Genomic DNA, 26,698 nt, shown 5'->3' on the forward strand with positions numbered 1-26,698 from the left:
CGCCTAGGATGAGCTTGTGGCGCGGCTGGCGAGAAGGTCGAAGCGGACGGTTACATCCTTTGACAGCTCGGTTCCAGACGGATCGTTCTTCACCCCGATGCCGTAAGCCGTGCGATCGATGGTGGCCGATCCGGTGACGCGCGCTGTGCCATCCTCCTGCGGTTCGAAAGTGAAGGGTACCGTTACGGGCTCTGTCTTTCCCTTGAGCGTCAGTTCGCCGATCGCCGTGTAAGCGTTTTGACCATCACCCGAAGTCTCGAAATCGGTCAGAACGAGGTTTGCTTCCGGGTATTCTTCTGACGCGAAGCCATCGGACTTCTGGAGCTGCGGCGAGACGAACGAATTGTCGACGCTGATCGAAGCGGTCCGGATAGTGATTTCCGCCCGTGCAACGCCGAGAGCGTCCGGCGAGAACGTGATGTCGGCAGACCAGTCCTCGATCTCGCCGGCAAACGGCGAACCCGAGAACTCCGCCTCGAAGCCGAGCGTGCTCTGTGCCTGATCAATCGTCCATTCGCCGGCACTGTCCGAACCTTCTGCGCCCGAAGAGGCCGATGCGGTGTCTGCGGTCTGATCGACCTCTGCCGTTGCCGTGGTCTCTGTTGTGGAGATGTCCCCCGACCCTGCGGCCTCGTTCGTGGCCGTCTGGCTGGTCTGAACCATCTCGCCCCGACCGATGAGAAGTCCGACAGCGAGAACGGCAACAAATCCGGCGAGGGCGAAGAGACCCGAGCCCGACCGGCTCTTCTGCGGCGTCAGCCCGTGGCCGAGCCCGATCCGGGAAAAGGACGGAAGCTGATCGACGATCGTATGTTTCAGCGCCCCACCGATATGCAGGACGAGCAGACCGAGAAACGATAGAGCCAGCCATTTGTGACTGAATTCGGCGATTCCGGAGAGGCTTTCGCGTGTCGCTTCCGTCACTGCCTCGCGGATCGGCAGGCTGGGCCAGGGCAGGGCTTCAAGCATGAAGAGATAGGTCGGGACCTGTGCATCGGAGACCGAAACGACCAGCCAGCCGAGAAGCGGAACGATCAGCATCAAAGCGTAGAAGGCGTAGTGGACGGCATCCGCGGCGGCGCGCTCTGTCCAAGGCATGGTGGGTGCGTGAGCCGGCGGCGGATTGGTCGCGCGCCAGATGATCCGCGCAACCGTGAGCGCAAGCACGAGAAGGCCGATCGTCTTGTGGAACTGAAAAACGGGGAACTGGATGGCTCTCGGCAGGATCTCCGAAGTCATCACCAGGCCGCCAGCGATATTGAAGAGGATCAGGATCGCAATCATCCAGTGGAGGAAGACCGCACCCCGGCTATAGCGGGTATAAGCGGCGCGCCATGCGCCCCGTTCGCTCGTCGCGCTCATCGCCTACGCTCTCTGTTTCATACGCCGCAGCCTTAAACGGCGGGCAAACCGCAAGGTCAACCCGCCGTAATTCAGTGTGCGAAAGCCGTCGCGCTCGAAAAAGCGGGCGCGACGGGCATGCAAATCGAAATCAGGATTGCGGAACGAACTCGGCCTCGATTTCGAGCGTCACTTCCGATGCGACCGGGCCTGCGAGATAATCGATGCCGTATTTGGTGCGGTCGATGGTCATCTCACCGCTGAAACCCACTGCGGGCTGATCCGTCATCGGATGCGGGTTGAGCGCCGTGTTGAAGGTGACGTTCATGACCTCTTCATGGGTCTCGCCATGAAGGGTCAGATCTCCGGTGACCGTGCCGGTATTGTCGCCGGTGACCTCGATCGACTTGGAGACGAAGGTCGCTTCCGGGAACTCCGCCGCATTCAGGAACTGGTCGCTCGAGATCTCGTCCGCGAAGCTCTTGTCACCCTCGAAGTTGACGCTGACCGATGCCGGATCCACCGTGGCGTTGAGGCTGGACTGGGTCACATCCTCGGGATCGAGCTCGAGCGTCGCGTTCATCGTGTCGAAGCGACCGATATAGGTCGAGAGACCGAAATGGCTGACCTTCCAGAGCACGTTGGTGTGGTTCGGGTCGTTGACATAGGTCCCGGCCGGAACGTCGATCGACTGCGCGTTGACCGCGCCGGTGAAAAGCAGGGTGCTGGCCGCAGCTGCGAGAAGGATATGACGCATTCATGGTCTCCTTTGAGGTATGGCGTTCCGCACCTACTAAGAGTATCGCGCTGTCATGCTCAAGAGATGCGTCTCTAACAGATTGTTTATCGACAGGTTTTCTGATGATATTTTGGGCGGTATAGATTGGCAGGTCTCTGAAAATACATCGAGACCCGTGTATTGGATAAGTCAGGAATGGAATTGGGCATCAAAAGATGAACGGTCCTTCGTCTCAGCGTGATGTTTCGAGTCGCCTGAAATCCATACTCGAACGCGATGCGGACCGACTTGGTTTCTGCGCCGTGGGCGTTGCATCTGCCGACCAGGACGGGCTTGCCGGTGGTCGGCTTGAGGAATTCGTGGAGGCTGGCCGCCACGGCACCATGGGCTGGATGCCGGAGACGTTGGAACGTCGCCGCTCGGCGAAGTCGCTTTGGCCGGATGCGAAGTCGATCCTCGTTCTCGCGATGAATTACGGCCCCGACGAAGACCCCCTTGCGGTGCTCGACCAGCCCGATCGAGGTGGAATCTCCGTCTATGCCCGGCACCGGGATTATCATGACGTCATCAAGGGCAAGCTCAAGGAGCTTGCGGGCCGTCTCGTCGCAGAGGGGCGTAAGGCGGGGCTCGGAGACCATGATGCAAAGGTTTTCGTCGACACGGCTCCGGTCATGGAAAAGCCCCTTGGCGCAATGGCTGGCCTCGGCTGGCAGGGCAAGCACACCAATCTTCTCTCGCGTGATTTCGGCTCCTGGCTATTTCTCGGCTCGATCTTTACGACGCTCGATCTGCCGGTGGACGAGCCCGTCAGCGATCGGTGCGGGTCCTGCTCGGCCTGTCTCGACATCTGCCCGACGGATGCGTTCCCCGCGCCATATCAGCTCGATGCGCGGCTCTGTATTTCCTACTTGACGATCGAGACGAAGCGCCCGATCCCGCGTGACCTCCGGCCAAAGATGGGCAACCGCATCTATGGCTGCGACGACTGTCTTGCGGTCTGTCCATGGAACAAGTTCGCCAAGCAGGCTAGCGAAGCCAAGCTGATCGCGCGAGACGATCTGAAGGCGCCCCATCTCCACGATCTTCTATCGCTTGACGACAAGGCCTTTCGCGCACTCTTCTCCGGCTCGCCGATCAAGCGCATCGGGCGGGACAAGTTCGTCTCGAATTGCCTGATCGCGGCGGGGAATTCGGGCGATCGAAGCTTTCTGCCACGCATCGCCCAACTCATGCATGATCCCGCCGCGATCGTTCGCGCGATGGCAATCTGGGCTTTCGGCCGACTTGCTGATGAGAGCGACGTCTTGCAGGCGGCGAGGGCCGCGCAAGATAGGGAAACCGACGAAACGGTTCAGGACGAGTGGCAGGCGGCAATGACGAAAGTGGACGAGCGGGCAATCGACGGAAATGGAGGCGCTTCCCGATGAAACTGTTCGTCTTCGGATACGGCTATTCCGCCTCGCACTACGTCAAGCGGGTTCATCCATCGCAAGTGCGTGGCGTTACCGTCCGCAGCCTCGAAAAGGCCGAGAGCCTCTCCGCCGCAAGCTTCCCCGCTTTTATCTTCGACGGCGAGGATTTCGTGCCGGACATCGCCGAGACGCTGAAAGAGGCGACTCATATCCTCGTTTCCATCCCGCCCGGCCATAAGGCACCTCCCGAAGCGCGCGTCGGCGGCGCAAACGCACCCGAGGGCGACCCGGTGCTGAAGTTCTATGCCGAGACGATCGCCGAAGATTGTCCGGATCTGCGATGGATCGGCTATCTGTCGACCGTGGGTGTCTATGGCGATCACGATGGCGGTTGGGTCGACGAAGAGACGCCGGTCAATCCAGGCTCGGACCGTTCCAAGGCCCGCGTCGTGGCGGAAGAGGGTTGGCAGGCGCTCGCCGAAAAGCGCGGGGTACCGCTCGCGATCCTGCGGCTGTCGGGCATCTACGGACCGGGGCGCAATCAGTTCGAGAGCCTTAAGAGCGGCAAGGCCAAACGGCTGATCAAGCCGGGTCAGGTGTTCAACCGAATCCACGTGGAGGATATCGCCGGTAGCCTCGAACTCTTGGCGGAGAAGGCACTCGGAGGCATCTTCAACGTGACCGATGACGAGCCAGCGCCGCCGCAGGATGTGGTCACCCACGCCGCTGAGCTTGCGGGTGTCGAGCCGCCGCCGGAAACGGCCTTTGAAGATGCCGAGCTTTCACCCATGGCGCGCAGCTTCTACGGCGATAACAAGCGTGTTTCGAACGCCAGGATCAAGAGCGAAGGTTATAGCTTCCGCTATCCGACCTACCGCGAGGCGCTGGAAGCGCTCAAGCCGCGCTAATCCTTGGAGCCAAGCCGACTGAAGGCGCGTGCGAACTGGAAAAAGCAGGAAAACGCGAGCACCATCATGAATGCGGTTTCGTAATAGGCGAACCGCCAGACCGGAAAATTGAAGTCGTAAAGACCGTGCATGACGATCGTCATAGCCGCGCCGAGCGCGGTGACGAGAGTCAGGAAATCGAGCAATTTCATTTTCGATGACCTCATCTTGAGATCGTCGGGCGCGAGCCGGTCGCCGGACGTCATGTCCCTTCCCAGAGTGCGTCTTGCTGCCCTCGACTCATTCGATCAGGTCCGCGGACTCTTGGCAGCAGGCTCCCCCGCAAGATGCGCGGCGTCGGGCCATGTGGCAAATACTTGCTCTTCCTATGCCAAGCAAAGACCTATGGGACGATCGCAATATTGAGGCGAATCTGACCTTTCGGAACTTTCGACCTGCTCCCGTCCCTGTCGGAGTGAAGTACAGAATGCCTGAAACTGGTTCGACTTTGGGAGTTCGCTGTCCGAGAAAACGAACAGTCCTGGCGGCTTAGGGGCCGCCGGGACTGTTCTGACTCATTCGGCCGGAACGATCTCGCCACCTTTCGGCCGCCGGCGACCCAGCGGATCGCCGAGCCGCGGGCTCGGGGCATCATGTCCGCGTTTGCGTTTCGCCCAGGCAACGACGCTCTCGCCAAGCATCAGAAGCGCGGGCGTCAGGACAAGTGTCAGGATGGTCGCAAACGTGAGACCGCCCGCGATCGAAGCCGAGAGTTCGGTCCACCATTGGGTCGACGGAGCGCCGAATTCGATCGTCCGGTTCAGAAAGTCGACATTGGCTCCCACCACCATCGGCACGAGCCCGAGAACGGTCGTGACCGAGGTCAGGAAGACCGGCCGCAGGCGCTGGGCACCAGTGCGCAGCAGTGCTTCCAGCGGTGGCTGCCCCTGTCGGCGAAGATCGTTATACGTGTCGATCAGAACGATGTTGTTGTTCACGACGATGCCGGCGAGCGCGATCACGCCGATGCCACCCATGACGACACCGAAGGGGCGGCCGGTGATCAACAACCCGTAAAATACGCCGGCTGTCGAGAACACGATCGCGCTCATGACGAGGAAGGCCTGATAGAGCGAGTTGAACTGCGTCACCAGCACGATGAACATCAGCGACAGCGCCACGGCGAACGCACCGCCGAGGAAGCTCGCAGCCTCGGCCTGATCCTCGGCCTCGCCGCCGAAGGAGTAGTCGACGCCCGGTGGCAGGTCCATTTCCTCCAGCCGTTGGGTCAGTTTCTGCACCTGATCGTCGACAAGCAGGCCTTCGGCCGCATCGGCCTCAATCGTCATCACGCGGCGCTGGTCGATACGGATGATCGTTCCGACCTTGGGCGAGGGCTGGAACGAGACGAAGTTGCGGATCGGCACGAGGCCCTGACTTGTCGGAATACGCAGGTCTTCGAGCCGCTCCAGTGTTCGGTCGCCCGCCGGGAAGCGCACGCGGATCGGCACTTCGCCGTCGCCGCTCGCATCATCGGGCCGGTAGTCGGACACTTCGATACCGCGCGTCAAAAGCTGCACCGCTTGTCCGAGAAGCGAGACGTCGGCGCCATAACGCGCGGCTTCCTCACGGTCGACGCTCATCTGCCATTCGACGCCGGGCAGAGGACGCGTATCGGTGACGTTGGTGTAGCCACCGATATCGGCCATTTCCGCGCGCACCTGAGCCACTGCATTCGACAGCGACTGAAGATCCGTGCCGTTGAGCTTCACGTTGATCGGTTTGCCGGAGGCCGGCCCGTTCTGCTCCTGCTGGACCTGAATCGTGATGCCCGGAATATCGGCGGTAAGACCGCGGACGTCCTCGAAAATCTCGGTCGCCTTGCGTCGCTCGTTCCATTCGTCGAGTTCGAGCTGGACCGTGCCGATGACATCTGCGCCGAGCTGGCGGGAGGAGCCTTCACTCAAGGTCCGCGCATAGACGCTATTGACCTCGTCGAGGTCGAGCAGACGGTTCTCGACCTGCCGCACCAGAGCGTCCTTCTCGAAGATCGAGAAGTTGTCGCGCGCCCGGATCTGGACCTGGGCGAATTCCGGTTCGATCGAGGGGAAGAATTCGACGCCGCGCCCATACTGGGAATAGCCGTAGAATGCACCGATCAGGATGGTGAGTGCGATGACGAGCGTCGCGAACGGTCCTTTGAGCGCCGCATTGAGAACCTTCAGATAGATGCCGGTCGCACCGCGGATCGTCGAAAGATCGCCGGTTTCGGCGGCCTCAAGGGCCTCCCGCTGTTTCTTCGGCATAGGCTGGGCCTTGCCGATGACGCCACCGAGCACCGGGATGAAAACCAGTGCCATCGCGAGCGAGGCCGTCAGCGTGATAATGACGGTGAGCGGCAGGAACTTCATGAACTCGCCGACGATGCCGGGCCAGAAGAGCAGCGGCAGGAAGACGGCGAGGGTGGTGATGGTCGAGGCGATGATCGGCCAGGCCATGCGCTTGGCGGCATGGCGATAGGCATCGCGCGGGCTCGCACCCTCAAGCAATCGCCTATCGGCAAGCTCCGTCGTCACGATCGCACCGTCGACAAGCATGCCGACGACGAGAATCAGCGAGAACAGAACGATGATGTTCATCGTGAAGCCGGCCATCCAAAGGATCGCGATACCGGCGAGGAAAGAGCCCGGAATCGACAGTCCGACGAGAATGGATGTTCTGAGGCCGAGCGCCGCCACGATGACGATCATGACGAGGACGATCGCCGAGATGACGTTGTTTTCGAGGTCGGTCAGCATGGAGACGACCTGCTCGGACTCGTCCTGCAGGAACTGGACGCTGAGCGTATCGGGCCAGGCTTCCTGATGCTGGGCAACGATGCGGCGCGCCGCGTCGACCGTCTCGATGATGTTGGCTCCGGAGCGCTTCTTGACCTCCAGCGCGAGCGAGGGCTGCCCGTCGATCCGGGCAAAGCCCTCGGGATCTTGGAAGGTCCGCCGCGCGACTGCGACGTCCTTGAAGGTCAGCACCGTCGAGCCATCGACCTTGATCGGCATGTCGAGCACGTCCGTCACGTCCTCGATGAGGCCCGGCACCTTGAGGACGATCCGGCCCGCGCCTGTATCGATCGCGCCGGCCGCGATCAGCCGGTTGTTGCGGCTTAGCTGGTCCAACAGTGCGTCGAAGGAAATGTCGTAGGTTTCGAAAACGGTCGGATCGATCAGAACTTCCATCAGCTCGTCGCGATCGCCACCGATATCGACTTCGAGCACGCCGGGCGCAGATTCCAGATCGTCCTGGAGCTCGCTCGCCAAATTGACCAGCGTGCGCTCCGGCACGGGGCCGGACAGAACGATGGTGACGATTGGAAAGAGCGAGGTGTTCACCTCGTTGACGGTCGGCTCTTCGGCTTCCTGCGGCAGATTGGGCTTCGCCCGGTCGACCGCGTCCTTGACGTCGGTCAGGGCCTCGTCCGCATCGAAGCCTGCCTCAAAGGTGAGCTGCACCGAGGCGAAGCCCTCATAGGCATGCCCCTCGATCTCGTCGAGACCGGAGAGCGAGGAGAGCTCGGTTTCCAGCGGCTTCACCATCAGCCGTTCGGCGTCCTCCGGCGATATGCCCTCCAGAACGGTCGAGACGTACATCACCGGGATCGGGATGTCGGGCTGGGACTCCTTCGGAATCGACTGATAGCCGACCGTGCCGGCCAGAATGATCAGAACCAGAAAAAGAAGAACGGTTCGCGAGCGGTCGAAAGCCGCGTCGATGATCGCATTCATGATCGGCCTGCCCCAGCCGCGAGGGCCTGCCTAAGCGCGGAGGCGAAGGCTGCGCTGAGCGTTCCAGTGGTTTTGAGGCCGTTATCTTCCTGAAAGGCGCGGATGGCGTCGCGGGTCGATGCACCCATCAGCCCATCCGTCGGACCAGCCTCATAACCGAGCGTATTGAGCGCTTCCTGCGCCATGCGGACGAGAGCTTGCGGCGGCTCTCCTTCGGAAGCTGCCTGAGCCGCGAAATTGGCTTGGTCCAGGAATGTGGTGCCTGCCGAATCGCCGCTGCCGTCCGTCGCTCCGGCTTCGGCTGCGTTGGAGGCGACGACCTGATTGTCCCCGGTCTGCGCATCCGTATCGCCCTCCGCCATCAGGCCGGAGCCGGTCTCGCTTCCGCCTGCATCGGCCGAGAGATTGGGCAATTCCGGCTGGGGTGGCGCGTCTGCGGGCGTTTCGATGTCCGGGCCATTGCCGGTGGGGGCAACGGCGTTGACCGCTTCACCGTCCGAGACGAATCCCTGGCCGACCGAAATGATGCGGACGGTTTCGGGCAGTCCGTCGACCCAGATGCCGTCGGTTTCCGCGCGCACGAGTTGGGCGGGATAGAACTTCACTTTCGAATTTTCATCGACCGCCTTGATGCCGAGTTCGCCATTGGGACCGAGCGCGAGGATCGCGGCCGAGAGGAAATGGGCCGGAGTTTCGCCCACCGGAATGCGGACTTCGGCGGAAATGCCGGCCGGAATGTCGCGATCCGGATTGGGTATCGTAATCTCGATCGGGAAGGTGCGCGTCGAGGCATTGGCGTTGCTAGAAACATAGGTGACTTCGCCCTGACGGGTCGCGCCTGTAATGAAGTTCACCTGCGCGGTCTGGCCGAGCTTGATCCGACCGATGCTCTGCTGCGCGACCTGCACCTCGACCGTGAGCGGATCGTTGTCCACCTGGGTTCCGACCTCCGCCGAGGCGGCGATGAATTCGCCAAGATCGAGATCGAAGTTTTCCAGAACACCGGTGATCGGCGCGCGGATATCCGTATCTCCTTGCGTCTGGCGGATCGAGGCGAGGGAAGCGCGCGCGACGGCCAGTTCGGCTTCAGCTGCTTCCAGTTCCGCGCGTGTGGAATAGCCGCGCTCGACAAGACCGCTGACGCGATCGAACTCGCCCTGACGACGGCTGAGTTCGGCTTCGGCCTGCGCGATCTGTGCGCTGCGATCCGCGAGCGCGATCCGCGCGATGATGTCGCCTTCGTTGAGGAACTGCCCTTTTCGCGCGACGATCTCCTCGATGGTGCCGCCGGTCTTGGCGCGCACCGGCGTCTGCCGATCGGGCTTCGCCTGGCCTTCGGCCGATACGAACTGTGTGACCGGCTGGGCCTTCGATTCGAACGCTTCGACCGTGAACGGCTCCATGGCCTTTTCACGCGGTGCTTCGGCCACGGTCTCGCCCGTATCTCCTCCGAGGTAGCCGGAGCCCATCCAGCCCACGAGAGCAACGACGAAAAGCAGGGCAAGCCAGCCGGCTTTCGAGCGCGGCTCCTTCGGCTCTCCATGTCGACTGCTGGACGGCTCCACGGCCGTCGTCGACGATGAGGATTGCCCCATTCCGTGCCGCTTCCTGTCGTGGTTTACGGAGAGGGTATGTGCGTCCGGTTCCATCATCGGCTTGTCCCCCGAACGCATCGCTCCGCAAGGCGACCTGCAAGTTCTTCGAGGTTTGCGGCGGCTTCGGCGAAGAAATCGCGGGTCGCGAGGACACCGTCATTGATCGCCGGCCCGCCGCAGTCCCGGCAGCCTTCGTCTATCAGCGTCATGGTCTCGCGCATTCGTGCGGCGATACCGTGGATCATGTTGACGAAGGGTCTGTCGGCGAGGCGAAAAAAATCCTGCCGCTCGCCTTCGACGGAGACCCGCTCGATCAGTCCCTTGCCTTCCAGAAGCCGGGCATTGGTGGAGACCGATCCACGGCTCACGCCGAGACGTTCGGCAAGATTGGAAAAGCTGACCGGTCCCGGATCAACCAGTAGCAGGCCGAACAGCCGCCCGGCGATGCGAGGCATGCCCTCCATCTCCATATGCTCGCCCATCCGCTCGATGAAGCGCCCGCAAGCGTCCTCGCAGGAAAGCTCGGTTCTAAAACTGGTAGCAGCCGGTGTCTGGTTCATAGCTTGTAGCTACGGCTGCGTCTCCGTTTAATCAAGACTGAACAGAAATATTATTCAGTGAAGACTGAACGAATTATTGCAGTGCAGCAAAAGTGCGGCAGGCAGGCGGGCTTTGGGGGATACGTCTCGCTTCAAATCCGCCTATTCTGCCTGATCCGTCAGGCTTTTCTCAAGCTCCGGATCGATGGTGAGATGGTCGCGCGCGGCGGCCAGGATTTCGGCGTCCAGCTTAGGCGGGCGGAGATCGAGGCCGGTGCCGAGCTTGTCGACGATCTCCTGCATCGAAGCGATGCGCGCGAACTTCTTGTCGTTTGCCGGAATCATGCGCCACGGTGCTGCGTCCGTGCCTGTCTTCTCGACCATCTCGTCGACCGCCGCTTCGTAATCGGCCCAGCGATTGCGGTTGCGAAAATCCTCCAGCGACAGTTTGTAGCGCTTCAGTGGGTCGCGCAGCCTTTGCTCGAAGCGTCGCAGCTGGACGTCTGGCGAGACGTGGAAGAACAGCTTGGCGATCCTGACGCCGTCGTCGATCAACATCCGTTCGAAGTCGGTGATCTCCCGGTAAGCCTGCCGCCAGCGCGTTTCCGGCGTCAGCGCTTCGACCCGCTCGACGAGAACGCGCCCGTACCAGGATCGGTCGAAAGCGGAGATCGCGCCGCGCGGGGGCATGCGCTCCATAAAGCGGAGGAGATAGTGCCGATCTTTGTGATAGGGGCGCGGAGCGCCAATCGGCCAGACCTTGTAGCTGCGCGGATCGAGAGCGGACGACATCCGGCGGATCGTGCCGCCCTTGCCGGACGCGTCCCATCCTTCGAAGACGATGACGCCCGCGGAGCCGGAAGCCATGTAAGCCTGCTGAATGCGCATCAGCTGGGTCTGGAGTTCTGCCAGTCTCGGCTCGTAGACGTCCTTCGCCAGCTTCCGGTCGAGATCGACCGCGTGAAGCGGGAGGTTGTAGGCTGGCTTTTCATCGATCAGGGTCACTGAGATGTCATCAGCCCCGTTTTGCGATGCCGAGGGCCTCGCCGAATGCCTTGGCGAAGCTCTCGCGGTCGTCGGGATTGAGGAACTGGCCGATCTCGGTCGAGCGGCCCTGGCTCGCGACGTCCATCCTCAGGATGCCGACATCCTCCATGCGCTTGACGTGGAACTTGGTCCAAGCAGGTTGATAATGGGCCTCGCGCACCCGCCCATGAGGCGAAATCTTGCGGATCGCGAGTTCCGAACGCGAGATCGACACCTCTTCGCGTGCCTTGCCGGCCTGATAGCTCAGCTTGAAGGCGAAGTAGAGAATGACGACGTCGAGCCCAAGGAAGCCGAAGACCGGCCATGCGCCCTGCGAGGCGAACAAAATGCCGGCACCGAGGCAGACCGCTCCGAACAGCGTCATGGTGACGGCAAAGCCTCGCGGCCCGAGCGACCGGTAGGGCGTCAGGAGCGCTTCGAAGATCGGCTTGTCCGCATCGGCCATATGAGGCCCGGCGCGGTGAGAATTGTCATCCATTCCCGCGGTTCCTAAGAAGTAGCGTGGGCGATAAGATCGACCTAGGTCCCGGCGGAATCAAGGCCGGTAAAGCGACGCAGGGTTAGAAACGCGTGAGCAAGACGAAATCTGCGCCGAAGGCCGCCGCCAAGCCTCGCAAGCGCAGGCCGCGCATCCCCTATTCGAAGGACGAGATAACGGAAATTTTCCGGCGTTTCGCCGTACAGCGGCCCGAGCCGCAGCCGGAACTCGAACATTCCAACCCTTTCACGCTTCTCGTTGCTGTTGTTCTGTCGGCGCAGGCGACAGACGCCGGCGTGAACAAGGCGACGCGTGGCCTCTTTGCTGCCGCCGACAATGCCGAGGCTATGGCGGCGCTCGGTGAGGAAGCGATCCGCGAGCACATCAAGTCGATCGGACTCTATCGCAACAAGGCGAAGAACGTCTTTGCCTTGTCGCAGGTGCTCGTCGCCGACCACGGCGGCGGTGTGCCCCACGACCGCGCCTCGCTGGAGGCGCTTCCAGGCGTCGGCCGCAAGACGGCCAATGTCGTCCTCAACACCGCATTCGGCGAGGAGACACTCGCCGTCGATACACACATCTTCCGGATCGGGAACCGGTTGAAGATCGCGCCGGGCAAGACGCCGGACGAGGTGGAGGAGAGGCTGCTCGCGGTCATACCGCAGCCCTATCGTCGGCACGCCCATCACTGGCTGATCCTGCATGGCCGTTATGTGTGCAAGGCACGCAAGCCCGATTGCGAGGCCTGTGTCATCGCCGATCTCTGCAAGGCGGCGGAAAAAACAACCGATATCCCCGCCGAATTGAAAGCCTGGGACCGGCCGGCCGCCGGCTGAATATTTCTCGGCTTAGCTTGCGTGTCGCCGCGCCCTATCTCGGTGCCTATGAAGAAAGCAATCGTGACGGGCGGGGCCGGCCTCATCGGCTCCGGTATTTGCAAGACGCTGGCGGCGAACGGCTGGGAGGTCGTTTCCTTCGACCTCGAAGAAGGCGAGGGGACGCGCTTCATCCGATGCGACGTTTCCAACGAAGAGTCGGTCGGAGCTGCGTTCGACGAACTCGGCTGGGGCGAGCTCGACCTTCTCGTCAACAATGCCGGCAAGTCGGGACCCGAGACCGGACCGATCGAGAAACTCTCGCTCGACGGTTGGCGCGCGATCACCGAAAGCCACCTGACCGGCGCCTTCCTGATGACGCGCGCGGCGGTGCCGCTGATGGGCCCAGGCGCCTCGATCGTGAACATGATCTCGACCCGCGCTTTCATGGCGGAGCCAGAAACGGAGGCCTACGGCGCTTCGAAAGGCGGGCTCTTCGGCTTCACCCAGTCGCTGGCCGTTAGTCTCGGCCCGAAGATTCGCGTCAACTGCATCGCGCCCGGCTGGATTTCGGGAAGCGACGATTTGCGGGAAAAGGACCACGCCCAGCATCCGGTCGGCCGCGTCGGCCGGCCCGAGGATATCGCGGAGGCGGTTCTCTACCTCTCAGGTGCCGGCTTCATGACCGGGCAGGTGATGACGCTGGACGGCGGCATGACCCGCAAGATGATCTACGAGCACTGAAAATCAGGGAAGCCCGCCGACTTATCCACGGGCGCAAAGACCCGGCCTAACCTTTGGAGACGTCACCACGTCCGAGGGTTTTCCTGATGTTCAATACCAATCTCCTTTCGCTTCCCATGATCGCGCCATCCCAGGCGCAGAAGCATGTGACCCATAACGAAGCGCTGCGGATGCTCGATGCGATCGTTCAGCTGGGCGTTCTCGCCCGCGACCGGGCCGATCCGCCCGGTACGCCGGCCGAGGGTGAGCGCCATATCGTTGCGGACGGCGCAAGCGGGGAATGGCAGGACCGCGCGGGCGAAATCGCGGCGTTTCAGGATGGCGCATGGGCCTATTATCAGCCGCGTGCCGGCTGGATCGCCTATGTCGCGGAGGAAAATGCCGCGCTCGTCTACGATGGCGCCGGCTGGACCGTGGACCCGTTCGCGAGCGCGGGCGAGCCGCAGCTGACTGCCCCTAGATTCGGAGTGAACAGCGATGCCGACGACTACAACCGGCTGGTCGTCAAATCGAACGCCCTTCTCTTCTCCCACGATGACGTTTCCGGCTCCGGCAATGGCTCGGTTCTCGGTACGTTCAACAAGGCCGGGAGCGAGAACGCCGCCGGTTTCAACTTTCAGGACGGCTATTCGACCCGCGCCCTGATGGGCCTTTACGGCGACGACGATTTCCGCATCAAGGTCACGCCAGATGGCGGGAGCTATCACGATGCCCTCGTCGTCGACCGTGCGAGTGGCGCCGTCGACCTGCCGGCCACAAAGGCGGTCTCGCTGATCGCGGTCTCGGACGGCTCCGACACGCTGCCTGATGCGACACCGACAAACCTTTCCGGCTTTACCAGTGAATACGCCAATCTCGGCGACAGCAGTTTTTCGGGCGGCCAGCTGACGATCGGCCCGAAGGGCGCGGGGCTCTGGTCGTTCGGCTTTTCCGGCTCGCTGGCGGCGTCCGCCCCGGGGTTTTCCGTCGAGCTTCTGCGCAATGGCGCGGCCTATGCCCGCGCGCAGGCCGGCGGCTCGTCCTTCGATACCGTCCATCTGAGCGTCCTCGCGGTCTGTACAGCCGGCGAGGTGTTCGGCTTCCAAGGGACCCACTACGCCGGTGCGAACCGGGCGCTCGACGCAAAGACCCGCATCTTCGCACACCGGATCGGCCACTCTGGCTGAACTCGATGGGTGTGAAGCCGCTCTTTGTCCCTGTCTGAGACATGTGCCCGATTCTGGGACGCCAGGATCGGGACATCACTTCCGTGGCTCGTCGCGAATGGCCAATGCTGCTTTTGCAGCTGCCGTAACCCGCAATCACAGTTAACGAAGCCTGAACTGCGCGGCTTCGCGCTCGCAGCTCTATAATTGCGACGGTGCTCCAGACAGACCTTATGCTCCTTGCGGCGGCCGTTGGCATAACCCTTGCTGTCATCGGGCAAACACCATTTAACGTTTCGTTAAGGAGTTTGTCCCATGCGGCGCATATTCACCGTCACCACGGCCCTCGGCCTTTGTCTCGCAACTTCCGCCCTCGCGCAGCAGAACTTTCTGCAAGACGGCGGCGGCATACAAACCGGCGATGAGATCGGCCTCGATACCGAGGACGAATTCCTCGCGGGCGGCGGGGGCATTTCCGACGACGAGACGGTGACCTTTACATCCGAGGAAGAGGAATTCCTGGAAGATGGGGGCGGAGTCTCCGGCGGCGCTGAGGTCTACACCTCCGAGCGTGAGGAATTCCTGGAAGATGGCGGCGGCATTTCGAGCGAGATCACCGTGCCGGCGCGGGATGTCACGCGCTATTTCGACACCGCCGATCAATCACGCGGCGGCGTGCGCCTCGTCGGCAAGCCGGCCGAACGTGCGTGGCACAGCGTGAACACGCCGCGGGTTTCGACCGGAGCCGAGGGTTCCGTTCTCTACGTCTCGACCGGCGAAAGCGTCTTCGAAAATCGGGGGAAGCGCACACGTCTCAGCGAGGCGCGGGCCGGTCGCTACGCCAATCCGGGCCCGAAATTCATCGATATTGAGGAAGCCCGTCTCGACAAGCGCCCTTACCCGAAGTCCGGGGTGGATGTGATCATCACCGGAGGCGGCTCGAAGATCATCCGCATCGCGCCCGGATACTGATCAATCTCACATTCCCGAAAGAAACGGGTTCGACCGCCGCTCGTCGCCGAGCCGGCTGCCGGGCCCGTGGCCGCACAGGAAGCCGAAATCGTCGCCCAGCGGCAGCACCTTGTCGCGGATCGAGGCGAGCAGTGTCTCGTGGTTTCCGCCCGGCAGGTCGGTCCGCCCGATCGAGCCGTTGAAGAGCACATCGCCCATAATGATGAACTTGGCCGCCCGGTAGACGAAGATCACATGGCCGGGCGCATGGCCCGGCGTGTGCAGCACCTCGAACTCGTGCCCCGCGAAGGAGACCGTGTCGCCCTCTTCGAGCCACCGGTCTGGCGTGCAGTTGCGGATCTCGCTCTTCAGGCCGAACATCTTTCCCTGCTCGGCGAGATTGTCCATCAGAAACTTGTCGTCCTTGTGCGAGCCGATGATGTCGACGCCGAGCATCTCCTTAAGCTCCGCCGCCCCGCCGGCATGGTCGATATGCCCGTGGGTGATCCAGATCGCCTCGACCGTCACCCCCGCAGCCTCAACCGCGCTTTTGATCTTCCCGGCCTCGCCGCCCGGATCGACGACGACGCCGGTCTTCGTCTCGTCGTCGAAGAGCAACGTGCAGTTCTGCTGAAACTCGGTGACGGGAATGATCTGCGCATTGAGCTGAGCCAAGGGGCGGCTCCTTCGGTTCGTTTGCTTGTATTGGGCGTGAGAGACCGGAACGGGGCGGCGAGGTCAAGGGCGGATTTGGAACCGCGCGTTTACCTGCGGAACCGACCGCTAGGGCTTGATCCGCCAGCCCGTCTTGAAGATCCACCAGATCACCGTCATCGCAACCGCCATGAAGCCCAGCGTCATCGACAGGCTGACGAGGATCGAGACGTCTGAGGTCTCGAAGAACGCCCAGCGGAAGCCGGAGACAAGGTAGAGCACCGGGTTGGCAAGGCTTACATCCCGCCAGAAGTCCGGCAGCATGTCGATGGAATAGAAGGTCCCGCCGAGAAACGTAAGCGGCGTAACGACGAGGAGCGGGACGAGCTGGAGCTGCTCGAAGCCATCGGCCCAGATGCCGATGATGAAGCCGAGCAGGGAGAAGGTGAAGCCCGTCAGTACCAGGAAGAGCAGCATCCAGATCGGGTGCGCGATCTCGAAATCGACGAAGATCGTAGCCGTGGCGAGGATAATGAGGCCGATCAAGATCGATTTCGTCGCCGCCGCGCCGACGAAGCCGAGAACGATTTCCACCGCAGAAACGGGCGCCGAAAGCACCTCGTAGATCGTGCCGGCAAAGCGCGGGAAATAGATGCCGAAGGCGGCGTTCGAGATCGACTGGGTGAGGAGCTGCAGCATGATCAGCCCCGGCACGATGAAGGCGCCGTAGTCCACCCCGTCGATCTGGTCGATACGGCTGCCGATCGCGGCGCCGAAGACGATGAAATAGAGCGAGGTCGAGAGCACCGGCGAGACGACCGACTGGCCGATCGTGCGAATCGCCCGGTTGATCTCGAACATGTAGATGGCTTTGACGGCGTGCCAGTTCATTGTCCGTCCTCCACGAGACCGACGAAGATCTCTTCGAGGCTCGACTGCTTCGTCACGATGTCGCGGAAGCGCACGCCGTCCTCGGCGAGGAGGCGCATCAGGGTGGCGATGCCGGTTCTCTCGGCATGGGTGTCGTAGGAATAGGTGAGGCTCATCCGGTCTTCGGCGAGTTCGAGGTCGTAGTCGGACAGATTGTCCGGAATGGCTCGGAGCGGTTCCTGGAGGACGATGGTCAGCTCCTTGTGGCCGAGCTTTCGCATCAGCTCGTTCTTGTCCTCGACGAGGATGAGTTCGCCCTTCGATATGACGCCGATCCGGTCGGCCATCATCTCGGCTTCCTCGATATAATGCGTGGTGAGGATGACCGTGACACCGGTCTGGCGGAGATCGCCGACCACGTTCCACATCTCGCGGCGGAGCGCTACGTCGACGCCGGCGGTCGGCTCGTCGAGGAAGAGCACTTCTGGCTCGTGGGCGAGGGCCTTGGCGATGAGAACGCGCCGCTTCATGCCGCCCGAGAGGGTGCGGAGCTTGTTGTCCTTCTTCTCGTAAAGGGCGAGGGACTTCAGAACCCGCTCGATGACGGCCGGGTTTTTCGGCTTGCCGAACAGGCCGCGCGAGAAGGAGACGGTGTTCCAGACGGTCTCGAAGGCGTCTGTGGTCAGTTCCTGCGGCACGAGGCCGATCTTGGCACGGGCCTTGTAGAACTCGCTCTTCACGTCGTGGCCGTCGACGGTGATCGTGCCCTCGTTCAGCCGGGCAAGGCCGCATATGAGGGAGATCAGCGTCGTCTTGCCGGCGCCGTTCGGCCCGAGCAGGGCGAAAATTTCGCCTTTCTGGATCGTCAGGTCGACATCCTTGAGGGCCTTGTAACCGCCCTCGTAGGTCTTCGAGACTTGTCTGATGGAGAGGATGGGGTCTTGCGTCGTCTCGCTCATTTGCGGTTTTCGTCCACCTTCTCGGCTCATTTGCGGCTGGTCCGCTGCCGCGGCGACCGGCGGAGCGTAGCGTGAACGTAAGCGCTACCCGCGCGAAATAAAGGACGCCGGTTCGAGTGGCCCGGCAACACTGCGTTTCAGGCGAGCGTGCGATGCTTGCCGGCAAGGGCGCCGAACCGCGTCGCGGCCGTGAGCAGGAGACCGAGTGTGACGGCGTTCAGAATGTGCCAGACGAAATGCGTGCCGAGCGGCCACACATCGCAAAGCGGACCGTCGGCAATACGAAAGCCGAGTGATGCGGTGAAGACGAGGCCCGCCGCGAAGACGACCGCTCCGGCCGGGTGATGCTTCGCCAGCAGGAAGCCGCCGATGCCGAGCATCGCGAAAAGACCCGGCAGATAGGCTGCTGATCCGCCTGCAACGGGTGCAAAGATGGGTTCGGCGAGGGGTGAGACGGCGATGAAGAGAACCGTTCCGATCGCCGTCGCGATCCGCCCGAACCCGACGAAGCGACGCAGGGCGTAGGCGAAATAGGCGAAGATGAAGACGGTGATCGGCAAGACATCGGCAAGGCCGGCCCACCGTGTTGCGAAGGTATGAAAGAGAAAGGACCCGATGCCGATGATGAAGACAAGGGCGATCAGCGCCTTTTCGACGCCGCCGATCCTGTCGCTTCGGAGGAAGACGATGAGCGCCGCGAGAATGAAGGCCGCGTTCGAGACCGCGTTGATCGGCTCGGCCCAGAAGGCCGCATCCGTCCGTTCGCAATAGGCATCGATCGTCTGGAACCAGTCCATCTTTCTCCTTCCAGCCGATCAGCGTTGCGTCCGCGCGAACGAAGGGTTCGGTGTTACCACTCGATTGGCTGATTGTTCTGGTCCCAGAAGGTGCCGGTGTCATCCGGATCCCGTGCGTCGAGCGTGCTCACTAGATTACCGGCTGCCGTCGCGGGCTCGTCGGTGCTGTGGTGATCCTGAAAATCGGCCGTGAAGGGCGTTGAGACCGTCCCGGGATGCAGCGCCACGAGTGTCGCCTGCTTGTGGCTGCGCTTCAGCTCGATCGCCGCCGTGCGCAGAAACTGGTTCAGCGCGGCCTTGGACGCGCGATAGGCATACCAGCCGCCAAGCCCGTTATCGCCGATCGAACCGATCCGCGCCGACAGGACGCCGATCTTCACCGGATGATCGCGATCGAGCTTCGGCATCAGATGCTTGAGCACGAGAAGCGGCCCGGTGGCGTTGACTGCAAAGAGCGAAGAGAGTTCGTCCGGCTTGCAATCGCCCAGCTTCTTCTCGGGCTTGCCGCGTTTGGCGGTGAGAATGCCGGTTGCGATAAAAACGCGATCGAACGGGCCTTCGATGCCGGACAGAGCCCGCCCGATACTCGCCTCGTCGGTGACATCGAGCCGGTCGTCGCTACGAGAGAGCCCAACGACCTCGCCGTCTTTTCTGCAGCGCTCGACGAGTGCGGTGCCGATCCCTCCGGATGCGCCGATGACGAGGGTCTTGATAGGCATCTAGATTTTCTTTCCGATCTCGATTATCGCAGGGTCTGCCTCAGAGCGAGCTGAGCGCCTCGAACGCGATCGCCACCGCTTCGGCACCGGGATCCTTGTGACCCTTCAGCTCCTCTGACCGCACATAGGCGGAACGGCCGGCTTTGGCCCGGCCCATATCGGCCGTTCCATCGGCGCCCGCCCGCGCCGCCTTTGCGGCCGCCTGGAAAGACCCATCTTCGAGAAGAGCTTCGATCGCCGGTTCGAGCGCGTCGATCATCGTCCGGTCGCCGCGCTCCGCGCCGCCGGCCTCCTTAATGCGGTTCAATCCGGCTTTTAGCGCTTCGGGCAGCGTCCCCTTGTCGGAAAGTGCCTCGCCGGCCGAGGCGAAGAACAGCGACAGCAGAACTCCTGACGAACCGCCCATCGTCTTCGTCAGATCGAGGCCGATCGCGGCAAAGAGCTTTGGCTGCTCCGCGAGCGGCAACCTGTCCCGATCATCGAGGAGTGCGTTCGCGGCGCTGGCAAGGGTCGTTCCCGTATCGCCATCGCCGCTGCGGGCATCGAGCTTGTCGAGTTCATCGCGCGCGCTGAGAAGCGCCTCGCAGAGCCGCGTCAACAGAGCTTCGGTTCGCTCATCCTTCGAGGGTGCTGCGCGGTCCGGTGTGAGGCCGTCCGGAAGCAGTAGCGGCGAGACCGTGGCGGGCTCGTGGATCGGCGCCCAGGCATGTGGCTCGACAGATTTCTCGAGCGCTTCGAGAAATGCATCCTCGGCCGGCAGCAACGAGACCGAGAACCCGCGCATATCGAGCGAGGTCATCAGCGGCGCGGGGCCGGCGATCCGCGTAATTCTATCCCCTAGCGACGAAGATAAGAGCTCATTCGCGAGGACGGCGCCTTCGATGCCGGTCAGTCCGCCGAGATCGTTAATAAGCGCAACGAGAGGACTGTCGCCGACCATTGCCTGCCTCAACTTTTCTACGATTCTCCGCATGGCGCCAGCCGCATCGGTATGAGCAACCGTCTCGGCCCCCGGCTCGCCGTGGATGCCCAGCCCGAGTTCAGCCTTGCCGTCGGCGATCCGATCCGCCTCGTGCTCCCCGCCGGGCACATGGCAGGGCGTCAGCGACATGCCGATGGAGACGGTGCTCTCGGCGACTCTTCTCGCGATCGCCGCCACCTCTTCGAGCATTCTGCCTTCTTCGGCGAGTGCCCCTGCGATCTTGTGGACGAAAAGCGTACCGGCGAGCCCACGCTTCTGGTCGATTTCTGGAAGGGCGACGTCGTCCGCGACGATCACCATCTCGACGGTCTTACCGAGGGCTCGGGCGCGCTGAGCCGCAAGCCCGAAGTTCAACCGGTCGCCGGTGTAGTTCTTGACGATCAGCAGGCACCCGGACTCACCGGTAACGGCAAGAATTGCCGCGAGCACTGCGTCGACTGACGGCGAGGCGAAGATCGAGCCGCAGACCGCAGCCGTCAGCATGCCTTCACCGACGAAGCCGGCATGGGCGGGCTCGTGCCCTGACCCGCCGCCGGAAATCACGGCCACCTTCTTCGGATTACGCGTGGTTCGCGCAACCACCCGAATGTGCGGATAGCCATCGAGCCGGGTCAGCCGGCCGCCGGAGGTCCGGATCAATCCGTCGAGCGCTTCGTCGACGATCGTCTCCCGCGAATTGACGAAAAAATCCATGGGTGCCTCCTTCATTCCGCCGGCTTCTGTAGACTGCCGGTCGTTTGTCAGGAGGATAGAGCGCGCAAGGGGCGCGTCATCCGCGTCGTCAGGCTACGCGTTTTGAAGGAGGGAAAACGTGCGCAATTTTCAGAGCCGCATCGGACCGACCTGTCTCTAGGGAGCCTCGCCACGATATGCCAACGCAAGGACGAATGAGCTGACCCGAATGGCCGATCCATTTCCATCGGAATCATTCCCGCCACCGAAGGCGGGAATGAAAAGAGTGCGAACTGTACGGTGAGGCCCGAAGCCCGACCTCAAGCCGCCTGACGCTTGTCCAAATAACCACGCTCCACCAGGAGCTCGGCGATCTGGATCGTGTTCAGCGCCGCGCCCTTGCGGAGGTTGTCGGAGACGACCCAGATGTTGAGGCCGTTGTCGAGGGTCTGGTCCTCGCGGATACGCGAGATGAAGGTCGCGTCGTCGCCTGCCGATTCCAGCGGGGTGACGTAGCCACCGTCCTCACGCTTGTCGACGACGAGGCAGCCCGGCGCCTCGCGCAGGATCTCGCGGGCTTCGTCCGCCGAGATCGGATTCTCGAACTCGATGTTGACCGCTTCCGAATGGCCGACGAAGACCGGCACGCGCACGGCCGTGCAGGTGACCTTGATCTTCGGGTCGAGCATCTTCTTGGTCTCGGCCATCACCTTCCACTCTTCCTTGGTGGAACCGTCCTCCATGAAGACGTCGATATGGGGAATGACATTGAAGGCGATGCGCTTGGTAAACTTCTTCGCTTCCACCGGATCGGCGACGAAGACCGCGCGGCTCTGCTGGAAGAGCTCGTCCATTCCGTCCTTGCCGGCGCCGGAAACGGACTGATAGGTCGAGACGACGATGCGCTTGATCTTGGCATGGTCGTGCAGCGGCTTCAGCGCGACGACGAGCTGCGCGGTCGAGCAGTTCGGATTGGCGATGATGTTCTTCTTGGAATAGCCCTCGATCGCGTCCGGGTTTACCTCCGGCACGATAAGCGGCACGTCCTGATCGTAGCGCCAGGCCGAGGAATTATCGATGACGATGCAGCCATGTGCGCCGATCTTCGGGCTCATCTCCTTGGAGACGGTGCCACCGGCGCTCATCAGGCAGACGTCGACGTCCGAGAAGTCGTAGCCTTCGAGGGTCTTCACCTTCAGCGTCTTGTCGCCGTAGGAGACCTCCTGGCCGACGGAGCGGCGGGAGGCGAGCGCCACGACCTGATCGGCCGGGAAATTGCGTTCGGCGAGGATGGACAGCATTTCGCGCCCGACATTGCCGGTGGCGCCTGCGATCGCGACTTTGTAACCCATGGGGTTTCGACCTTTTCCGCTCTCCCCGACCCTGATCGAATACGCTTCTCCGCCGCCCCGGGGGAGAGAAGCGGGGCGGGCGTCAGCTGATCGACGTTTTAATGAGCGAGCGTATGGTCATGATGGCGCGTGGTATGGGGTGAACACGGTAGTTTGTCAATTCACCGGATCTGACGATAGCGGGCGTTCGAGGAGCACCAGATGTTCCTCCTTGTAGTCGGCTTCTCCATAGGGCCGATAGCCGAGTTTCTCAGCGAGCCGAAGTGACGGCTCATTCTCGAAATTGATCATGCAGACGGTCTTCGTCTGTGAATATCGACCCGAAAACCAGGTGTGAACCGCGGTCACGGCCTCAAAGGCGTAACCCTTGCCCTGCGCAAACGGCAAAAGCCGCCACGCCGCTTCGGGATAGGGATCGAAGCGCTGGCCAATCCCGCGGTTGAAGCGCTTGATCCCGGTTTCGCCGAGAAACGAACCGGTTTGCCTGTCGATCATTGCAAACATACCGAACCCGAGCGCGGTCCAATGCCCGATATAAAAGAGGATCCGACGCCAGCTTTCCTCCTCGGTCGAGGGCTTGTCGTTGCCGGTGAAGCGAAAGATCTCCGGCTCCGTTCCGAGACGATGCACATGCGGCAGATCGGCGATCGTATGAGCGCGCAGAACCATGCGTTCCGTTTCGATTACCGCTGGATGCCCGCTACAAAGCTCGTTCGGTGATGAGCACGCGTTCTGCACAGAGGATCACTCACTCCACCGGCGGTTCGCCCGCGACCATGTCCGGCTGCTTGCCATAGGTAAGTTCGCGCCGCAGGGATTTGTCCATCCGGCGCTGGCGCGAGACCGGGTCCAGCTTCTGGACCTCGCCTGTTTCGAGCGCCTTTTCGATCGCGGCGAGAACACGCATGTCGAGAACGCCTTCCTCGCCGTTCGGCTCGGGCTCGCGGTCGTTCAGAATGCAGTCCGAGAAATAGTCGGTCTCACCAGCGAACTGGTCGGTGATCGGGGCCTTGCGGGTCTCGGTCTCGCCGTCTTTCTTCGAAATCTCGTAGGTGATCGCAAGATCGGGCGAGAAGCCGAAGGCGGGCTCCATCTTGAGGGTGCCATCGGTGCCGACCACATTGAACATATCGACCCCGTCGGCCGAATAGCAGACCGTGAAGCTCGCCTGCCTGCCTTCCGTGAACTTCATGACGACAGAAACCGTATCCTCGCAGCCGAGTTCGCGCTCGGTGCGCGACCCGATCGCCGCGACCTCGATGGGCTCCGCCTCGAAGAGATTTCGGACCGCGTTGATCGGGTAATTGCCCATATCGGCCACCGGACCGCCCCAATAGCCAGACTGGGCACGGTAGTTCGACGCCTTCACCCTTTGGGAAAAGGTGGAGGTGAAGAAGCGCGGCTTGCCGATCTCGCCCCGGCGAATGGCCTCGACCGCGGAAATCGTGCCCGGTTCGCAATGCAGGCGGTAGGCGATCATCAGCTTGACACCGGAGGCCTTCGCGGCCGCCTCGATCGCTTTGGCGTCTTCGAGGCTCGTCGCAACCGGCTTTTCGAGAAGGACGTGAATGCCCGCTTCCAGCGCGCGAACGGCGAACTGGCGGTGCTGATCGTTCGGCAAGCCGATATAGACCGCGTCGATCAGCCCGGAATTCAGCAGTTTGTCGTATTCGTCGTAGGTGTAGGTCTCGAGGCCGTAATCGATGCCGAGCCGCTCGTTCTTCTCAGGCGTCCCCGAGACGAGAGCTGTCAGGATCGAATTCGTCGTCTGCGGCACGCCGGGCATGAAGGCGCATTGGGAAATCCAGCCCGCGCCAACCACGCCGTAACGGACCTTGCCTTCGAGACTTGGCATTGATGAACTCCTGCTTGTGCTGATGGGCTCGGCGGCCAGCGCCGTCCGAGCAGCGAGGGTAGTGCGGGATATAGAGACTTGAAGCGGGACGGGCTGAAAAAGTGCGAAGGCGGGTGAAGAGGCGGTGGCCTCTGGGAAACCGCGTCTCGCTGCGTTAGGGACGGATGACGGGCAAGGCGTTCGCATTCGCCCGCATCGAGGAGGAAAAGCGATGTCCGAACAGAATTTCGAAACGAGATCGATCCATGCCGGCGCGCAGCCGGACCCGACCACAGGCGCGCGCACGACGCCGATCTATCAGACGACGTCCTACCAGTTCGACAGCGTCGAACACGCCGCCTCATTGTTCGGCCTTCAGGCCTTCGGCAATATCTACACCCGCATCATGAACCCGACGCAGGAAGTGCTCGAACAGCGCATCGCCTCGCTCGAAGGCGGTACGGCAGCGCTCGCGGTCGCTTCGGGCCATGCTGCCCAGCTCTTGATCTTCCATACGATCATGCAGCCCGGCGACGAATTCGTCGCGGCGCGCCAGCTCTATGGCGGTTCGATCAACCAGTTCGGCCATTCCTTCAAGAGCTTCGACTGGCGGGTAAAGTGGGCCGATATCAAAGACATTTCGAGCTTCGAAGCGGCGATCACGGAGAAGACCAAGGCGATCTTCATCGAGTCGATTGCCAATCCGGGCGGCGTCGTCACCGATATCGCCGGCATCGCTGAGATCGCGAAGAAGCACGGCATTCCGCTGATCGTCGACAACACGATGGCAACGCCGTACCTCTGCCGTCCGCTGGAACACGGTGCCAATCTCGTCGTCTATTCGCTGACGAAATTCATCGGCGGGCACGGCAACTCCATGGGCGGCGTCCTCGTCGACGGCGGCAATTTCGACTGGGGTGCCTCGGGCAAGTATCCGATGCTGTCGGAAGCCCGGCCGGAATATGCGGGCGTAAAAATCCACGAGACCTTCGGCGGCATGTCCTTCGCCATCGCGGCGCGCGTTCTCGGCCTGCGCGATCTCGGGCCGGCGATCTCGCCCTTCAACGCCTTCATGATCCTGACGGGAATCGAGACACTCGCGCTTCGCATGCAGCGCCATTCCGACAACGCCAAGCGGGTCGCGGAGCATCTTAAAGGCCATGCGAAGGTGAGCTGGGTCTCCTATGGCGGTCTTGCCGACGATCCAAGCCACGAGAACATGAAGAAATATGCCCCGAACGGCGCCGGTGCGGTGCTGACCTTCGGCGTCAGCGGCGGCTACGAGGCGGGTGTGAAGCTCGTCGAAAGCCTGAAACTGTTCTCGCACCTCGCCAATATCGGCGACACGCGCTCGCTGGTGATCCATCCGGCCTCGACCACGCACAAGCAGCTCGGCGAGGAGCAGAGGAAATCGGCCGGTGCGGGCGAGGATGTCGTACGTCTGTCTGTCGGTATCGAGAATGTCGAGGACATCATCGCCGATCTCGATCAGGCTCTCGCTGGACTCTGACCTCAAAAGATAAAGAGCCACGCACCGGGGCGGGTGCGTGGCTCTGCCGAGCATTCCTCTGATGGGGCTATGAGCCGTTGGGGCAGGACCTCAACAGGAGCCGCGAAGGCTGACCTGCTGCCACCCTTGGCTCGCATCACGAACCTTCACCTGACGGTGACGGGTCGTGTACTCGGCGGGAATCGTGCGCGACAGAGTGCGCGCCGGTTGGACGACGACTTTCTCCGAGATCGTCTTCGTCACCGCCGGAATATGGCGAGCGACCTTCCGCTCGGGGCTGACAAGCACCTTTTCATGAGTGGTGCCGTAGCGCGCAGGGATAACTTCGACCCAGCTTTTGCCTGGATCGACCATGACGCGGCGGGTCTGGTGGGCGTATTTCGCCGGAATATGGACCTTGCAATACACCCGCTGGCCCTTGATGACGCGCCACTCGTAGCCGATCCGTGCCGGCTCGATCATCACCTTCTCCGTCACAGTTCGATAGACAGGCGGCGAAGAGCGGTGAACCGTCCGCGCCGGCTCTATGACGATATGTCTGGCAACCGTCTCGTAGCGCGCTGGAGCATAATCGTAGACGACGCGGGCCGGTGAAACGATTACTTCGCGGGCGCTGTAGCCATATTCGGCGGGGATCTCCTCATGCACCATGCGAGCCGGATGAAGAAGAACGGCCTCCTCGACCGTCTGATACTGGGCGGGCACATGAACCGGCTTGTAGCATTCGAGGGAACTGCCGCGACTGCCTGCGAGAGCGGGCTGCACCGCCACGCTGCAGCTGGCGGCCAAGGCAAGGAAAGCGGTAAGATGACGCATGAACGAACTCCGGAAGAGACCTCTTGCGAGTAATAGTCCTAGTTTCCGGAAGAAAATCAAG

At 62.2% G+C, this 26,698-nt stretch carries 25 protein-coding genes; 7 read left to right on the top strand and 18 right to left on the bottom strand.

The annotated features are described in order from the left end of the window. Positions 1 to 3: 3 nt before the first annotated feature. Both ABRA89_RS16510 and ABRA89_RS16515 read right to left on the bottom strand, forming a co-directional pair. Positions 4 to 1,362 carry a cytochrome b/b6 domain-containing protein gene (locus tag ABRA89_RS16510; RefSeq protein WP_349942593.1) on the bottom strand — a complete coding sequence of 453 codons (1,359 nt, stop codon included), beginning with the start codon at positions 1,360 to 1,362 and terminating at the stop codon, positions 4 to 6. A 130-nt stretch (positions 1,363 to 1,492) separates the two neighbouring features. Next, on the bottom strand, positions 1,493 to 2,098 hold the full coding sequence (locus ABRA89_RS16515) for a YceI family protein (protein ID WP_349942594.1): 606 nt from the start codon (positions 2,096 to 2,098) through the stop codon (positions 1,493 to 1,495). Between the two features lie 197 nt (positions 2,099 to 2,295). Here ABRA89_RS16515 and queG point away from each other — a divergent pair, with 197 nt between their 5' ends. Further along, on the top strand, positions 2,296 to 3,507 hold the full coding sequence (gene queG / locus ABRA89_RS16520; RefSeq protein ID WP_349942595.1) for a tRNA epoxyqueuosine(34) reductase QueG: 1,212 nt from the start codon (positions 2,296 to 2,298) through the stop codon (positions 3,505 to 3,507). Beyond that, positions 3,504 to 4,400 carry an SDR family NAD(P)-dependent oxidoreductase gene (locus ABRA89_RS16525; RefSeq protein ID WP_349942596.1) on the top strand — a complete coding sequence of 299 codons (897 nt, stop codon included), beginning with the start codon at positions 3,504 to 3,506 and terminating at the stop codon, positions 4,398 to 4,400. Before queG ends, ABRA89_RS16525 begins: the two co-directional genes overlap by 4 nt. Here ABRA89_RS16525 and ABRA89_RS16530 read toward each other — a convergent pair. The 6 genes from ABRA89_RS16530 to ABRA89_RS16555 all read right to left on the bottom strand — a co-directional run bounded on the left by ABRA89_RS16530 (position 4,397) and on the right by ABRA89_RS16555 (position 11,817). Continuing rightward, the gene (locus tag ABRA89_RS16530) at positions 4,397 to 4,591 is read right to left on the bottom strand and encodes a hypothetical protein (RefSeq protein WP_349942597.1); all 195 of its coding nucleotides are present in this window, start codon (positions 4,589 to 4,591) and stop codon (positions 4,397 to 4,399) included. The genes ABRA89_RS16525 and ABRA89_RS16530 overlap by 4 nt on opposite strands. A gap of 363 nt (positions 4,592 to 4,954) precedes the next feature. After that, on the bottom strand, positions 4,955 to 8,158 hold the full coding sequence (locus tag ABRA89_RS16535; protein WP_349942598.1) for an efflux RND transporter permease subunit: 3,204 nt from the start codon (positions 8,156 to 8,158) through the stop codon (positions 4,955 to 4,957). Continuing rightward, positions 8,155 to 9,810, bottom strand: coding sequence for an efflux RND transporter periplasmic adaptor subunit (locus tag ABRA89_RS16540; RefSeq protein ID WP_349942599.1), 1,656 nt, complete (start codon positions 9,808 to 9,810; stop codon positions 8,155 to 8,157). The genes ABRA89_RS16535 and ABRA89_RS16540 overlap by 4 nt, the downstream gene beginning before the upstream one ends. Continuing rightward, the gene (locus ABRA89_RS16545) at positions 9,807 to 10,313 is read right to left on the bottom strand and encodes a GbsR/MarR family transcriptional regulator (protein ID WP_349942600.1); all 507 of its coding nucleotides are present in this window, start codon (positions 10,311 to 10,313) and stop codon (positions 9,807 to 9,809) included. Before ABRA89_RS16545 ends, ABRA89_RS16540 begins: the two co-directional genes overlap by 4 nt. A 141-nt stretch (positions 10,314 to 10,454) precedes the next feature. Beyond that, positions 10,455 to 11,297 carry a polyphosphate kinase 2 family protein gene (locus tag ABRA89_RS16550; RefSeq protein WP_349942601.1) on the bottom strand — a complete coding sequence of 281 codons (843 nt, stop codon included), beginning with the start codon at positions 11,295 to 11,297 and terminating at the stop codon, positions 10,455 to 10,457. A gap of 10 nt (positions 11,298 to 11,307) precedes the next feature. Beyond that, a complete protein-coding gene (locus tag ABRA89_RS16555; protein WP_349942602.1) occupies positions 11,308 to 11,817 on the bottom strand; it encodes a DUF2244 domain-containing protein in 510 nt (169 codons plus the stop codon). 92 nt (positions 11,818 to 11,909) lie between these two features. Between ABRA89_RS16555 and nth the strand changes: the two genes are divergently transcribed. From nth to ABRA89_RS16575, 4 genes are all read left to right on the top strand, one after another. Next, the gene (nth, locus tag ABRA89_RS16560; RefSeq protein ID WP_349942603.1) at positions 11,910 to 12,653 is read left to right on the top strand and encodes an endonuclease III; all 744 of its coding nucleotides are present in this window, start codon (positions 11,910 to 11,912) and stop codon (positions 12,651 to 12,653) included. 48 nt (positions 12,654 to 12,701) lie between these two features. Further along, the gene (locus tag ABRA89_RS16565) at positions 12,702 to 13,376 is read left to right on the top strand and encodes an SDR family NAD(P)-dependent oxidoreductase (RefSeq protein ID WP_349942604.1); all 675 of its coding nucleotides are present in this window, start codon (positions 12,702 to 12,704) and stop codon (positions 13,374 to 13,376) included. Between the two features lie 86 nt (positions 13,377 to 13,462). Continuing rightward, entirely contained in the window at positions 13,463 to 14,542 is a 1,080-nt protein-coding gene (locus ABRA89_RS16570; RefSeq protein WP_349942605.1) for a DUF2793 domain-containing protein, read from the top strand. A gap of 294 nt (positions 14,543 to 14,836) precedes the next feature. After that, on the top strand, positions 14,837 to 15,493 hold the full coding sequence (locus ABRA89_RS16575; protein WP_349942606.1) for a hypothetical protein: 657 nt from the start codon (positions 14,837 to 14,839) through the stop codon (positions 15,491 to 15,493). A gap of 6 nt (positions 15,494 to 15,499) precedes the next feature. On the opposite strand, the gene ABRA89_RS16580 is transcribed toward ABRA89_RS16575, so the two are convergent. The 9 genes from ABRA89_RS16580 to ABRA89_RS16620 form a co-directional block, all read right to left on the bottom strand. Next, entirely contained in the window at positions 15,500 to 16,147 is a 648-nt protein-coding gene (locus ABRA89_RS16580; protein WP_349942607.1) for an MBL fold metallo-hydrolase, read from the bottom strand. A gap of 108 nt (positions 16,148 to 16,255) precedes the next feature. Further along, entirely contained in the window at positions 16,256 to 17,017 is a 762-nt protein-coding gene (locus ABRA89_RS16585; RefSeq protein ID WP_349942608.1) for an ABC transporter permease, read from the bottom strand. Beyond that, positions 17,014 to 17,955 (bottom strand): ABC transporter ATP-binding protein, encoded by a 942-nt coding sequence (locus tag ABRA89_RS16590; protein ID WP_349942609.1) that lies wholly within the window; start codon positions 17,953 to 17,955, stop codon positions 17,014 to 17,016. The genes ABRA89_RS16585 and ABRA89_RS16590 overlap by 4 nt, the downstream gene beginning before the upstream one ends. A gap of 137 nt (positions 17,956 to 18,092) precedes the next feature. Beyond that, positions 18,093 to 18,752, bottom strand: a complete 660-nt coding sequence (locus ABRA89_RS16595; RefSeq protein ID WP_349942610.1) for a ceramidase domain-containing protein — start codon at positions 18,750 to 18,752, stop codon at positions 18,093 to 18,095. A 53-nt stretch (positions 18,753 to 18,805) separates the two neighbouring features. Then, complete coding sequence (locus ABRA89_RS16600) at positions 18,806 to 19,471, bottom strand: SDR family NAD(P)-dependent oxidoreductase (RefSeq protein ID WP_349942611.1); 666 nt, start codon at positions 19,469 to 19,471, stop codon at positions 18,806 to 18,808. A 40-nt stretch (positions 19,472 to 19,511) separates the two neighbouring features. Then, positions 19,512 to 21,146: a dihydroxyacetone kinase subunit DhaK gene (locus ABRA89_RS16605; protein WP_349942612.1), complete on the bottom strand. Its 1,635-nt coding sequence runs from the start codon at positions 21,144 to 21,146 to the stop codon at positions 19,512 to 19,514. A 299-nt stretch (positions 21,147 to 21,445) separates the two neighbouring features. Then, the gene (locus ABRA89_RS16610) at positions 21,446 to 22,477 is read right to left on the bottom strand and encodes an aspartate-semialdehyde dehydrogenase (protein WP_349942613.1); all 1,032 of its coding nucleotides are present in this window, start codon (positions 22,475 to 22,477) and stop codon (positions 21,446 to 21,448) included. Between the two features lie 156 nt (positions 22,478 to 22,633). Continuing rightward, positions 22,634 to 23,146: a GNAT family N-acetyltransferase gene (locus tag ABRA89_RS16615; RefSeq protein ID WP_349942614.1), complete on the bottom strand. Its 513-nt coding sequence runs from the start codon at positions 23,144 to 23,146 to the stop codon at positions 22,634 to 22,636. 79 nt (positions 23,147 to 23,225) lie between these two features. After that, positions 23,226 to 24,332 (bottom strand): Gfo/Idh/MocA family protein, encoded by a 1,107-nt coding sequence (locus ABRA89_RS16620; RefSeq protein WP_349942615.1) that lies wholly within the window; start codon positions 24,330 to 24,332, stop codon positions 23,226 to 23,228. A gap of 211 nt (positions 24,333 to 24,543) precedes the next feature. Here ABRA89_RS16620 and ABRA89_RS16625 point away from each other — a divergent pair, with 211 nt between their 5' ends. Further along, positions 24,544 to 25,821 carry an O-acetylhomoserine aminocarboxypropyltransferase gene (locus tag ABRA89_RS16625; protein WP_349942616.1) on the top strand — a complete coding sequence of 426 codons (1,278 nt, stop codon included), beginning with the start codon at positions 24,544 to 24,546 and terminating at the stop codon, positions 25,819 to 25,821. A gap of 90 nt (positions 25,822 to 25,911) precedes the next feature. Here the strand turns inward: ABRA89_RS16625 and ABRA89_RS16630 are convergent, their stop codons facing one another. Continuing rightward, on the bottom strand, positions 25,912 to 26,637 hold the full coding sequence (locus ABRA89_RS16630; RefSeq protein WP_349942617.1) for a hypothetical protein: 726 nt from the start codon (positions 26,635 to 26,637) through the stop codon (positions 25,912 to 25,914). Positions 26,638 to 26,698: the final 61 nt, after the last annotated feature.

The sequence above is a fragment of the Fulvimarina thalattae genome, assembly GCF_040239565.1.
GTDB lineage: Bacteria > Pseudomonadota > Alphaproteobacteria > Rhizobiales > Rhizobiaceae > Fulvimarina.

Bases quoted from the DNA above. Each gene is read 5' to 3' on its own strand.
- ABRA89_RS16510 (WP_349942593.1), bottom strand. From the start codon at position 1,362: ATGAGCGCGACGAGCGAACGGGGCGCATGGCGCGCCGCTTATACCCGC.
- ABRA89_RS16515 (WP_349942594.1), bottom strand. From the start codon at position 2,098: ATGCGTCATATCCTTCTCGCAGCTGCGGCCAGCACCCTGCTTTTCACC.
- queG (WP_349942595.1), top strand. From the start codon at position 2,296: ATGAACGGTCCTTCGTCTCAGCGTGATGTTTCGAGTCGCCTGAAATCC.
- ABRA89_RS16525 (WP_349942596.1), top strand. From the start codon at position 3,504: ATGAAACTGTTCGTCTTCGGATACGGCTATTCCGCCTCGCACTACGTC.
- ABRA89_RS16530 (WP_349942597.1), bottom strand. From the start codon at position 4,591: ATGAAATTGCTCGATTTCCTGACTCTCGTCACCGCGCTCGGCGCGGCT.
- ABRA89_RS16535 (WP_349942598.1), bottom strand. From the start codon at position 8,158: ATGAATGCGATCATCGACGCGGCTTTCGACCGCTCGCGAACCGTTCTT.
- ABRA89_RS16540 (WP_349942599.1), bottom strand. From the start codon at position 9,810: ATGATGGAACCGGACGCACATACCCTCTCCGTAAACCACGACAGGAAG.
- ABRA89_RS16545 (WP_349942600.1), bottom strand. From the start codon at position 10,313: ATGAACCAGACACCGGCTGCTACCAGTTTTAGAACCGAGCTTTCCTGC.
- ABRA89_RS16555 (WP_349942602.1), bottom strand. From the start codon at position 11,817: ATGGATGACAATTCTCACCGCGCCGGGCCTCATATGGCCGATGCGGAC.
- ABRA89_RS16565 (WP_349942604.1), top strand. From the start codon at position 12,702: ATGAAGAAAGCAATCGTGACGGGCGGGGCCGGCCTCATCGGCTCCGGT.
- ABRA89_RS16570 (WP_349942605.1), top strand. From the start codon at position 13,463: ATGTTCAATACCAATCTCCTTTCGCTTCCCATGATCGCGCCATCCCAG.
- ABRA89_RS16575 (WP_349942606.1), top strand. From the start codon at position 14,837: ATGCGGCGCATATTCACCGTCACCACGGCCCTCGGCCTTTGTCTCGCA.
- ABRA89_RS16585 (WP_349942608.1), bottom strand. From the start codon at position 17,017: ATGAACTGGCACGCCGTCAAAGCCATCTACATGTTCGAGATCAACCGG.
- ABRA89_RS16590 (WP_349942609.1), bottom strand. From the start codon at position 17,955: ATGAGCGAGACGACGCAAGACCCCATCCTCTCCATCAGACAAGTCTCG.
- ABRA89_RS16595 (WP_349942610.1), bottom strand. From the start codon at position 18,752: ATGGACTGGTTCCAGACGATCGATGCCTATTGCGAACGGACGGATGCG.
- ABRA89_RS16600 (WP_349942611.1), bottom strand. From the start codon at position 19,471: ATGCCTATCAAGACCCTCGTCATCGGCGCATCCGGAGGGATCGGCACC.
- ABRA89_RS16605 (WP_349942612.1), bottom strand. From the start codon at position 21,146: ATGGATTTTTTCGTCAATTCGCGGGAGACGATCGTCGACGAAGCGCTC.
- ABRA89_RS16610 (WP_349942613.1), bottom strand. From the start codon at position 22,477: ATGGGTTACAAAGTCGCGATCGCAGGCGCCACCGGCAATGTCGGGCGC.
- ABRA89_RS16615 (WP_349942614.1), bottom strand. From the start codon at position 23,146: ATGGTTCTGCGCGCTCATACGATCGCCGATCTGCCGCATGTGCATCGT.
- ABRA89_RS16620 (WP_349942615.1), bottom strand. From the start codon at position 24,332: ATGCCAAGTCTCGAAGGCAAGGTCCGTTACGGCGTGGTTGGCGCGGGC.
- ABRA89_RS16625 (WP_349942616.1), top strand. From the start codon at position 24,544: ATGTCCGAACAGAATTTCGAAACGAGATCGATCCATGCCGGCGCGCAG.
- ABRA89_RS16630 (WP_349942617.1), bottom strand. From the start codon at position 26,637: ATGCGTCATCTTACCGCTTTCCTTGCCTTGGCCGCCAGCTGCAGCGTG.